This is a genomic window from Hydrogenophaga sp. (genome assembly GCF_035481345.1).
Classification (GTDB): domain Bacteria; phylum Pseudomonadota; class Gammaproteobacteria; order Burkholderiales; family Burkholderiaceae_C; genus Hydrogenophaga.
In genome coordinates, this window is the sequence record NZ_DATIGV010000176.1 from 1 (window position 1) to 10927 (window position 10927).

Sequence of the window (10927 nt, forward strand, 5' to 3'; positions counted from 1 at the left end):
GCTCGGTACCATCTCGGCCCATGACTTCTGCCGCCGCCGCTCTGGGCACGCTGCCCCCCGCCAATCCCGCCCCGCTCAAGCAAGACGCCGCCGTCATCGGCCTGGTCGGCCTGGCGCACGGCACGTCCCACTTCTCGCACATGCTGCTGGCGCCGCTGTTCCCGGTGTTCATCCGCGACTTCGGCCTGGGCTTCGCCGACGTGGGCCTGCTGATGACGGTGTTCTTCGTCATCTCGGGCATCGGCCAGGCGGCCTCCGGTTTTCTCGTCGACCGCGTGGGCGCGCGCCCGGTGCTGTTCGCGGCCATCACCTGCTTTCTGGCGGCGTCGCTGGTGGCCTCGCAGGCCACGGGCTACTGGGGCCTGATGGCGGTGGCCGTGCTCGCCGGCATCGGCAACGCGCCGTTCCACCCCTGCGACTTCACCATCCTCAACCAGCGCGTCTCGAATGAGCGCCTGGGCCACGCCTTCAGCGTGCACGGCGTCACCGGCAGCCTGGGCTGGGCGCTGGCGCCGGTTTTCCTGGTCGGCATCACCACCATGAGCGACTGGCGCACCGCCTACTACTCGGCGGCGCTGCTCTACCTGGGCGTGCTGGCGCTGCTCTGGTGGCAGCGCGACAAGCTGCTGACCCAGGTGGTGGTGCGCGCCGCGCCCACGCCCGGCGCGGCCAAGGCCCGCGACCTGGACTTCCTCAAGCTGCCCGTGGTCTGGTGGTGCTTCGCCTTCTTCCTGCTCTCCACCATGACCCTGGCTGTGGTGCAGAGCTTCGTGCCGTCCATCCTGCAGGCGGTCTACGGCACCTCGATGGAGGCCGCCACCTTCACCGTCAGCGCCTACATGCTGTGCTCGGCCGCCGGCATGTTCGTGGGTGGTTTCGTGGCGGTCTATGGCCAGCGGCGCCAGATCAGCAGCGACACCGTGCTGGCCTGGGGCATGGGTCTGGGCGCGCTGCTCATGCTGCTGTGCGCCACCGGCTGGTTCGGCGAGGTCGGCACCATGGTCGTGCTGGCCATCACCGGCTTCGCGCTCGGCGTGGCCGGGCCCAGCCGCGACCTGCTCATCAAGCGCGCCACCCCCAAGGGCGCCACCGGCCGCGTCTACGGCACGGTCTACTCGGGCCTGGACGTGGGCTTCGCCCTCTCGCCGCTGGTGTTCGGCGTGTTGATGGACCACGGGTGGTACGCGGCCACGCTGGCGGGCGGTGCTGTGGTGCTGGCCCTGTCGGCCTACGCCGCGCTGGGCGTGGGCAAGCGCGTGGAGGCGACCCGATGAGTGCGTCGATCAAACTCGCTGGTCATTTGCTCGTCGAGTGCCTGATCGAACAAGGCGTCACGCACGCCTTCGGTGTGCCGGGCGAGAGCTTCCTGGCCGTGCTCGACGGCTTCCATGCGCACGCGGACCGCATCCGCTTCGTCATCAACCGGCAGGAGGGCGGTGCCGCCTTCATGGCCGAGGCCCAAGGCAAGCTCACCGGCCGGCCGGGCGTCTGCTTCGTCACGCGCGGGCCGGGCGCCACCAACGCCTCCATCGGCGTGCACACGGCCTTCCAGGACAGCACGCCCATGGTGCTGTTCGTGGGCGACGTGGCCAGCGACGCGCGCGACCGCGAGGCCTTCCAGGAGGTGGACTTCGCTGCGTTTTTTGGTCCGTCCACCAAGGGCATGGCCAAGCGCGTCGAGCGCATCGACGACGCCCGCCGCATCCCCGAGTACGTGGCGCGCGCCTTCGCCACCGCCATGAACGGCCGCCCCGGTCCGGTGGTGCTGGTGCTGCCCGAAGACATGCTCACTCACACCGTGGACAGCGCGCCGCTGCCGCGCGTGGAGCCGGTGCAGGCCTGGAGCGACCCGGGCGCGCTGCGCGAGCTGCGCACCCTGCTGCTGGCGGCCGAGCGGCCCCTGGTCATCGCCGGCGGCGGCGGCTGGACGCCACAGAGCGCCGCCGCGCTGCAGCGCTTCGCCGAGGCCTGGCGCCTGCCGGTGGCCAACGCCTTCCGCTTCCAGGACTGCTTCGACAACCACCACCCGCAGTACGCGGGCGACGTGGGCCTGGGCATCAACCCCGCGCTGGCGCGGCGGGTGCGAGAGAGCGACCTGCTCATCGCCCTGGGCCCGCGCCTGGGCGAAAGCACCACCGGCGGCTACACGCTCATCGAGGCGCCCGTGCCGAAGCAGAAGCTGGTGCACATCCACGCCAGCGCCGAGGAACTGCACCGCGTTTACCAGCCCACGCTCGCCATCCAGGCCAGCATGAACGCCGCCGCGCGCAGCCTGGAGGTGCTGAGTCCGCCGCCGAGCCTGCCCTGGGCGGACTGGACCGAGGCCTGCCACGCCGACTACCTCGCCAACATCGACCCCGCCAATGGCGGCGTGGTGTTGCCCGGGCCCATCGACATGCCGGCCATCGTGCACACCCTGCAGCGCCTGTTGCCGGCCGATGCCGTGCTCACCAACGGCGCGGGCAACTTCGCGAGCTGGCTGCACCGCTTCTACCGCTACCCAGGCCTGGTGCGCGGCCACAAGACGCAACTGGCGCCCACCAACGGCGCCATGGGCTACGGCGTGCCGGCCGGCATCGCCGCCGCCATCCTCACCGGGCGCACCGCCCTCACCATCGCGGGCGACGGCGACTTCCTCATGAACGGGCAGGAACTCGCCACCGCCGTGCAGCACGGCGCGCGCAGCATCGTGCTGCTGCTGGACAACGGCACCTACGGCACCATCCGCATGCACCAGGAGCGCGAGTACCCCGCGCGCGTGAGCGGCTCGAACCTGAACAACCCCGACTTCGCGGCCCTGGCGCGCGCCTACGGCTACGCCAGCGAGCGCGTGGAGCGCACCGCCGACTTCGAGCCCGCCCTGCAGCGCGCGCTGGCCCACCCGGGCGGCACGCTCATCGTGGTGCCGCTCTCGCCCGAGGTGATCACCACCCGGGGCACGCTCACGGCCATTCGCGAAGCCGCCCTCAAGCGCTGAATCCGGCGCCGAGCCCGCCCCCCGGCCGCGGGGGGCGGAATGTGAATACATCACAGGTTTAGACCCCAACACGGCACAGTATCCAACGCCTGTCGGTGCAAAACTTTCCGTCATACGGAGGTATTCATATGCGACAGGCAACTGACACGGTTTGGGGTAGCAGCACGCAGTTCTCGACGGGGGAGGCCAGGGCGCTGAGCCAGGCGCACCTGCTGCGGGTGTTCGATGAAGTGGACTACGGCATGCTGCTGCTCGACCCGCAAGGGCGCATCCTGCACGCCAACCACCTGGCGCGCCACGAACTGGCGCAGCGGCGCGTGCTGCGCGCCTGCAGCGGCAACCTCATGGGCAGCAGCGCCGAACACAGCGAGCGCATCCAGCAGGCGCTGGACGCGGCCAGCCGGGGCCAGCGCCGCCTGCTGCTCATGCGCGAGGGCGAGCGCGACCTGTCCATGGCCTTCACGCCCCTGTCGCATCCGCTGGAAGACGACACGCCGACCGTGCTGGTGCTGCTGTCACGCCAGAGCGCCAGCGACAACCTGGCCGTGCGCATGTTCGCCCGTGCCCTCAGCCTGAGCCCCACCGAGGAGGTGGTGATGCTCGCCCTGTGCCGCGGCCTGGACGTGCAGGAGATCGCCGCCGAGAACGGCGTGGCCATCTCCACTGTGCGCAGCCAGGTCAAGACCCTGCGCGAGAAGGCCGGCGCCAGCAGCGTGCGCCGCCTGTTGCAGCGGGTGAACAGCCTGCCCCCCGTGGTGCCTGCCTTGCGCATCATCACGCCGGTCGCGCACAATCCGGTGGCTTACTCCCACCCGTAGCCACCACCGGATGCCCTTAGCCAGCGCTTCGACTTTCCCCTCGCAGAACACGCAGCACATCGAAGCACTGGCCGCGCAAGGGATCCAACGCCGCTACCGCCGTGGCGCCTTGCTCATTCAGGAAGGCGAAACCGGCGACACCCTCTACATCGTGCTGCAGGGCCGCCTGCGCGCCTACGTGGCCGACGCCTCCGGCCGCGAACTCACCCTGGGCCTGTACGGCCCCCTGGAATACGTGGGCGAGATGTCGCTCGACGGCGGCCCGCGCTCGGCCAACGTGGAGGCGGCAGAGACCAGCACCTGCTCGGTGGTGACGCGCGAGCGCCTGCTGGCCTACATCGCCGAGCACCCCGAATTCGCCTTCGAACTCATGGCGCGCCTGATCCGGCGCGCGCGGTTGGCCACCGAGAGCGCGCGCAGCGTGGCGCTGATCGACGTGTACGGCCGGCTGGTGAAGCTGCTCAATGGCTGGGCGCTGGCGCCGCAGGACGACGACGGCGCCCGCCCGCTGCGCGAGCGCCTGACGCACCAGCAGATCGCGCAGCACCTGGCGTGTTCGCGCGAGATGGTGAGCCGGCTCTTGAAGGATCTGGAGAACGGCGGCTACATCGCGGTGCGGGAACGGCGGATCTGGTTGCTGAAGAACCTGCCGGCGCGGTGGTGACTCACCGGCAGGTTCCGCCCGTGTTCAACTCAGCCCGTTGAGCAGCCGCCGCGCTTCCTTCGGCGCCGACGAACTTGTGCCCGCCAACCGCACCGAGCTGCCGCTCAGGCTGCCCGTGCTGCGCACCCCCCACAGCGCCGGGTTGTCATCGCAGGCCGCCAGGGTTTCGGGCACCAGCTTCACGCCCGGGCGCTGCGCGCGCGCCGGGCCCGGGTCGGGCCGCTGCGGCGAGTAGCGCGCGAAGCGCGAGAGGTTCTGTGGCCCGGTGTCGGCCACGCGCGTGCCGCCCACGCTGACCGTGCGCCGCCCCGTGGACAGGCTGTTGAACACGCCGCTGCGGCGGATTGCCGTGGGGTTGCCGGGCTGGTCCACCCAGCCGTTCAGGTTGCCCTGGGTGTCGTAGAACCGGTCTTCCAGGTACGACTGCCGACCTCCCGTGTGCAGGCCAAGGGCGATGTCGTCGCGTTCCACGTAGGCGTCGAACACCACGGCGCGGCGGCCGCCGTTGCGCAGCGTCACCGTCCACGCGCCGCAGGGGGCCAGCGGGTGGTCGTGCTCGTGGCTGCCAGTGCATTCCAGCGCCAGCAGCGCGCAGGTGCCGCGTTCGCCCAGCGCGCTGCGCGTGGGGTAGATCAGCGTCCACAGCGGCTGGCCCTGCGCGTCCGTCCACATGCCCGACTGGCCTTGCGTCAGCGTCACCGCCTGCTCCGGCCGGTCCGGCGGTGCGACGCTCAGGCTCACGCCCTCGGCGCCATCGGGCAGCCAGATCTCCAGGAAGCTCTGCGTGTGGTCGTCCGGCTGGATGCGCCAGTGCAGCGGCAGCGACTCGCCCGGCGCCAGCGTGGCGTTGGCGTGCGTGCGGCCCTGGTAGCCGTTGCCGGCGGGCAGGGTGATGCGCAGACGCCCGCCGAGCTTGTCCACCAGCTCGTCCATGGCCGCTTCGAGCAATGAGCTGCCGTCGTGCGGCCCGGCCAGGGTGCCCCAGCTCACGTTGACCACGATGTCGGCGTCCTCCGCGCAGCGCGAGACGATGTACATGAGCCCATCGAGCACGCTCACGTTCATCGCGCCGCCCGAGGTGTCGAGCACGTTGGCCCAGTCGAGCTGAACGGCCACGATGGCACTGCGGCTCGCGGCGTCGTCCAGGCCCGGGTTGAGCGGGCCGCCGGGCGCGGTGGCCAGGCCGGTGACGTGCGTGCCGTGGTTGACGGGGCGCGACAGGTCCCAGAGCTGCACGTACTGGTACAGCGCTTCCTCGTCCACCTGGCCTCGGCGCGTGAACTCGGCCCGCACGCGGTCGATGTCCTCACGGCTCAGTTCGTGGCCGTAGCCCATGTCGTCCGGCCGAGGGCCGGCGCGGCGCGGGTCCAGCGGCACGCGGCGGTGGTCGGGCGTGCCGGGCCAGCGGCCACCGTAGAAGTTGTCCTGCCGCCAGAAGTGGCGCACGCGCGTGCGGCCCTTGGGGTCGAGGAAGGCCGCGTTGGCGATGGCCAGGCCGCCGTCGATGACGCCCAGCACCGGCCCGCGAACGCGCTGGCGCGGCGGTTGCGGGTGGCAGCCCGGCGTGCAGAACTCGTTCAGACCCAGCGGCAGTTGCTCGACGGGCAAGCCCAGCTCGAAGCGCTCGATAAGCTCACGCAGCACGGGCCGTGTGCGCCATTGCCGGAAGAACTCGCGCGACACGCGCGCGCTGCAGTGACGCAGACCCGGCACCAGCAGGTAGGCCTGCGGGATGCGCAGCCACTGGGTGGAGCTGGCGTCCACGAGCTGGCGCACGTCCACACCCTCGCGCAGGCCGATGACGAGGGGCATCCACTTGATGGGCACCGGCTCGCGCCCCGGCGCGTGGTAGCCCATGAAACCGTCGGCTTCGGCCCAGGCGAGGTAGGGGTCCATGCCGTCGATGGCCCCGGGCGCGGACCAGTCGATACCTGTGAATTCGCCCGTGGGCAGCGGGCGCCAGCTCATTGGAAAGCCTCCGCGCAGCGCGCTGCGGCGCGAGCGCCTTTGGGCGGCCGTGCGGCGCTCATGGCCATTCCTTCACGGCTTCTTCCCACAGCCAGTTCAGCAGCGGCGCCTCGCCCACGGCGCGGGCACGCGGGTCGCGGGTGTAGGGGTAGCCGCTGGCGTGGTCCATCGGGTCGTTCAGGCTGAAGTCCTTGGGCGCGCCATCGGGTTCCTGGAACAGCGCGGAGTTGAAGCCGCGCGCGTGCACCTTGCCGCCGGTGGCGCGCGCCACGATGAACTCGGCCAGCGCGGTGCCCAGCAGGCGGCCCGCGGCGCTGTCCACCGGGTAGTGCAGGCCGGCCACCGTGCGGTTGATGGCGATGCGCGCGGCCAGGCGCTGCAACTGCTCGCGGCTTTCCTGGCCATTGCCGGGGTGGCGCGCGGTGGCGGGCGAGCCGGCGTCCAGCAGGGCCTGCAGCAGCGTGGCGGCCAGGAAGGCCTCGGTGGAATGGCCGCTGGGCCAGGATCCGTGTCCTGGCGTGGGGATCATGGGCTGGATCTGCGGCGAGAACTCCACCGGGCGCACGGTGGAGAAGATGAACTTGAAGCGCTGGGTGACGCTGGCGGCGAGGTTGAAGGCCACCTCCAGCAGTTGCAGCGTCTTGCCGTGGCGGTGCGCGGTGAGGCCCACGACCGAGCCCCAGAAGGCGACCGGGTAGCCCATCTGTTCGACGATCTCCAGCGAGCGGTCGGTGCGCAGGTCGGCGTAGGCGGCGACGAGCGAGAGCTGCTTCTTCAGCAGGGATTCATCCGGCCCTTTGAGCGTGACCAGGCTGTGCGGCGTGCCCTGACGCGCGTACTGCAACTCGGCGCGGTACTGGCGCGCGTTGGTGCCGAAGCTCAGGCCCTCCATGAGTTCGGAGCCGATGGCCAGCACGCGCGGGACGTTGTCCCAGCGCTTGAGGTTGGCCGGGTCGTTGAAGGCGGGCCATTTGACCTTCAGTGTCGGGCCATCGTAGGGGCCGACGATGGCGGCGCGGGAGAGGGTGAGAGCGTCGGTTGAAGCGATGGCGTTTGCCATACCCCCGGACATGCCTCCCGACATGCCACCTGACATTCCTCCCGACATGCCACCTGACATGCCACCTGACATTCCTCCGCTCATAGCCACTCCTTGGTTGAATTAGTGCTTGGGTAATCCGAGGGCGGTCATGGCGACCGCCACTCTGCGGCGCAGCGGGCTTTCACGCCCAGATGCGAGATAACGCTCAATGGTGAGGTTGGGCTCCAGGCTGCGAATCACACTCATGTGCTCGCGAGCTTCCTCCAGTTCTCCGTTCTCATACAGCGAGGCCGTCAGACATCGCAATGTCGGAAGGTGATATTTGTTTTTCCTGAGCGACGCGCGGCTGAGTTCAATCGCCCTTTGCCACTGCATGCTTGCTGCATAACAGGTGGCCAGCATCATTTCGAAGTAGTACTTCTGTGGATCAAGCGGGGACAGCCGAACCGCAGTCTCAGCCTCTCCCACCGAATCCTTGGCTTCTCCCCACATGGTCGACCACACGCTGCGATACAGCCATGCCATCGGGTCGTTCGGGTTGCTCTGCGTGGATTCAATCAACAGCCGACGCGAAGCCTCCACGTCATTGCCCAGATGGCATAGCGCATGCCCCTTGATCGCCATCGCCAGCGAGCTGTGAGGCTCCAGGTCCAGCGCGCGATCCGCCACCGCGATGGCTGCGCGGAAGGTCTGCGCCGGTTCGGGCGCCAGGCCCTGCACCACCTGCATGATGTGCCACTTCGCCAGCCAGGCCCAGGGCGTGGCCACGCGCTTGTGGCGCTCCACCACGGCTTCCAGCAACTGCTGGCTGCGCTGCAGGTCGCGCGGCGTGGAGCGGTGCATCAGCGTGATGCCGCCCAGCATCAGCGCGTTGCTGTCGAGCTGCGGCACCGGCAGCACCAGCGTGCGCTGCACCATGTGCTGCAGCAGGGCCTCGGCGCAGGCCTCGCTCAACTGGTGAATCAACTGGCTGTCGCTCTGCAGCAGGTCCATCACCTCGCCGGCCAGGCGCTCGGCCCACACCACCTCGCCGCGGCGGTTGTCGCACAGCTCGGCGTTGATCACGACCTTGTCGCCATAGCTCACGTAGCTGCCGCTGAGCGTGTACGCCGTCTCCAGCCGCTGGCCGACCTCGGCCGCCGTGGCGTGGCGGCCGCGGAAAGCCCTGGTGGACAGGCGCGAGATCACACGCAGGTCGGGGCTGCGCGAGAGCTGGGTGATCACGCCGTCGGCCAGCAGTTCGCCGATGACGTACTGCTCCTGCGAGTGGCTGCGCGTCTCGAAGGGCACCACGGCGATGCTCGGGCGAAAGTCGTTGGTGGCGGCCTCGGGCGCCGGCATGCGCGGCACCGCGCCCTGCGCCGACACGGGTGACACCGTCCAGGTGCGCACCGGCTCGGGCCAGTGCTTGAGGTAGCTCTCGCCGCGGTCTTGCACGTCCGCGTCGATGCCGACGACGATGGCGTCGTACACGCTGGCGGTGACCACGGTCTCGCCGGGCATGGCCAGATCGGCCACGCGCGCGGCCAGGTTCACGCCCTGGCCATAGATGTCGTTGTCGTCGACGTAGAGCTGCGTGGCATTGAGGCCCGCGCGCAGGTGCAACTGCTGGGCCACCGGCAGGTTCTGGTTGGCGCCGTCGAAATGGCGGTGCAGCGCCAGCGCGGCGCGCACGGCCTGGGCGGGGTGATCGAACTCGGCCAGCAGGCCATCGCCCAGGCTCTTGACCAGGCGCCCGCCCAGTGAAGGGAACACCTCGGTGGTGGCGTGGTGCACGAAGCCGCGCCATAAGCGCACCACCTGCTCCTCGTTGTGCGCCATCAGGCGCACGGACTCCACCAGATCGATCACGAGCACGGTCTTGTGCTGCACCGGCGGCAACTCCACGGCCTGGCCACTGGGCGGCATTGCAGGCTCGGGAGAGAAGGGCGCGGGCGAGGGGACCATGCAGGCAGGTGTGACAAAACGATTCAGTTTCGCACAATCAATAGCACGCCAAGGACTCAATGGGTGATGAACGTGCAGAAACGACAAAGCCGACGGGGCGTCGGCTTTGTCGGGTTCACCGCCGTTTGAAGGGCGGTAGGGGGATCACTTGAGGTGATCGTTGACCAGCTTGGTCATCTCGAACATGGACGCCTGGGCCTTCTTGAAGATTTCCTTCAGCTTGGCGTCGGCGTTGATCATGCGCTTGTTGACCGAGTCCTGCAGCTTGTTCTTCTTGATGTAGTCCCACACCTTCTTGGTCACCTCGGTGCGCGGCAGCGGGTTGCTGCCGACGATGGCGGCCAGGGCGGCGCTGGGGGTCAGGGCCTTCATGAAAGCGGCGTTGGGGGTGCGCTTCTTGGCCGGAGCGGCCTTCTTCGCGGGGGCCTTCTTCGCCGGAGCGGCTTTCTTGGCCGGAGCGGCTTTCTTCGCCGGGGCTTTCTTGGCCGGAGCGGCCTTCTTCGCCGGAGCGGCTTTCTTGGCCGGGGCGGCTTTCTTCGCCGGGGCCTTCTTGGCCGGAGCGGCCTTCTTCGCCGGAGCCTTCTTCGCGGCGGCTTTCTTCGCAGTTGCCATGGTTGATTTCCTTCTAGAAGTTGATGTATCGCTTGTGGAGAACGCGCTCTCTCACAAGCGTCATGATGCTAATGGAGTTGCACGCGGCTTCCAAGGAGGAAGACGCGGTTTTGAGAGGGAAGGCAAGGGGGGGATGGCGCTTTTTGGCGCGGAAAACAACACTCCGCGGGGATGTGCGCTCCAGAGAGCGCTCCAGAGGGAGTGCACAGGCGCGTTCGACCCTTGTTTGTCTCGACAATGCGCGCGTGCCGAAACCACCTCTGGGAGCCTGCGATGAGCCCTTCTTCCCCCGCCACCTGCGATCTTTGCGACGCGCACAAGGCCGACGACAGCGGCGCGTTTCGCGTGCTGCCGCCGGTGTGGCGCCACTTCGGCGCGCGCCGCGCCTTCCACGGGCCGGTGAGCACGGTGAAGTGTTTCGAGGACAACTCGCTGGTGAAGGCGGCGGTGGAGAGCGCGGGCGAGGGGCGTGTGCTGGTGGTGGACGGTGGTGCCTCGCTGCGCCGCGCGCTGCTGGGTGGCAACCTGGGCGCGGCGGCGGCGCGCAACGGCTGGGCGGGGGTGGTGATCGATGGCTGCGTGCGCGACGTGGCCGAACTGGCCGCATGCGATGTGGGCATCTGCGCGCTGGCGCCGATGCCATTGCCGACCGAGCGGCGCGGTGAAGGCCAGCGCGATGTCGCGGTGCGCGTGCAGGGGGTGTGGGTGAGGCCCGGGGACTGGCTCTACGCGGACGAGGATGGGATCGTTGTGAGCGCCGCTCGGCTTTGAGTTGAGGGGTTGGTGGTCGTGGCGGTTGCTTGCCTGCACCACTTCAAGGCTCGCGGCCGCTGGGTGCCCTGCTCCGCGAATGTCCCCCGGCCCGGCTGCGCCGGGCCTCCTCCTTTATTTCGCTACGC

9 protein-coding genes are annotated in these 10927 nt (G+C 69.4%); 5 read left to right on the top strand and 4 right to left on the bottom strand.

All coding sequences use genetic code 11. The features are described 5' to 3' along the window. The first annotated feature begins 20 nt into the window (after positions 1 to 20). The 4 genes from VLG41_RS17950 to VLG41_RS17965 all read left to right on the top strand — a co-directional run bounded on the left by VLG41_RS17950 (position 21) and on the right by VLG41_RS17965 (position 4459). Positions 21 to 1274, top strand: coding sequence for an MFS transporter (locus VLG41_RS17950; RefSeq protein WP_325350756.1), 1254 nt, complete (start codon positions 21 to 23; stop codon positions 1272 to 1274). Beyond that, complete coding sequence (locus VLG41_RS17955; protein ID WP_325350757.1) at positions 1271 to 2977, top strand: thiamine pyrophosphate-binding protein; 1707 nt, start codon at positions 1271 to 1273, stop codon at positions 2975 to 2977. The genes VLG41_RS17950 and VLG41_RS17955 overlap by 4 nt, the downstream gene beginning before the upstream one ends. Positions 2978 to 3105: 128 nt before the next feature. Continuing rightward, positions 3106 to 3795, top strand: coding sequence for a LuxR C-terminal-related transcriptional regulator (locus VLG41_RS17960; RefSeq protein ID WP_325350758.1), 690 nt, complete (start codon positions 3106 to 3108; stop codon positions 3793 to 3795). Positions 3796 to 3805: 10 nt separating this feature from the next. After that, positions 3806 to 4459, top strand: a complete 654-nt coding sequence (locus VLG41_RS17965; protein WP_325350759.1) for a Crp/Fnr family transcriptional regulator — start codon at positions 3806 to 3808, stop codon at positions 4457 to 4459. A 24-nt stretch (positions 4460 to 4483) separates the two neighbouring features. On the opposite strand, the gene VLG41_RS17970 is transcribed toward VLG41_RS17965, so the two are convergent. The 4 genes from VLG41_RS17970 to VLG41_RS17985 form a co-directional block, all read right to left on the bottom strand. Continuing rightward, on the bottom strand, positions 4484 to 6427 hold the full coding sequence (locus tag VLG41_RS17970; RefSeq protein ID WP_325350760.1) for a S8 family serine peptidase: 1944 nt from the start codon (positions 6425 to 6427) through the stop codon (positions 4484 to 4486). 58 nt (positions 6428 to 6485) lie between these two features. Beyond that, positions 6486 to 7487 carry a phosphatase PAP2 family protein gene (locus VLG41_RS17975; RefSeq protein ID WP_325350761.1) on the bottom strand — a complete coding sequence of 334 codons (1002 nt, stop codon included), beginning with the start codon at positions 7485 to 7487 and terminating at the stop codon, positions 6486 to 6488. A 102-nt stretch (positions 7488 to 7589) separates the two neighbouring features. Further along, a complete protein-coding gene (locus VLG41_RS17980) occupies positions 7590 to 9416 on the bottom strand; it encodes an adenylate/guanylate cyclase domain-containing protein (RefSeq protein ID WP_325350762.1) in 1827 nt (608 codons plus the stop codon). 144 nt (positions 9417 to 9560) lie between these two features. After that, complete coding sequence (locus tag VLG41_RS17985) at positions 9561 to 10028, bottom strand: SWIB/MDM2 domain-containing protein (protein ID WP_325350763.1); 468 nt, start codon at positions 10026 to 10028, stop codon at positions 9561 to 9563. A gap of 273 nt (positions 10029 to 10301) precedes the next feature. On the opposite strand from VLG41_RS17985, the gene rraA reads away from it, so the two are divergent. Then, positions 10302 to 10799: a ribonuclease E activity regulator RraA gene (gene rraA / locus VLG41_RS17990; protein WP_325350764.1), complete on the top strand. Its 498-nt coding sequence runs from the start codon at positions 10302 to 10304 to the stop codon at positions 10797 to 10799. The last annotated feature ends 128 nt before the right edge of the window (positions 10800 to 10927 follow it).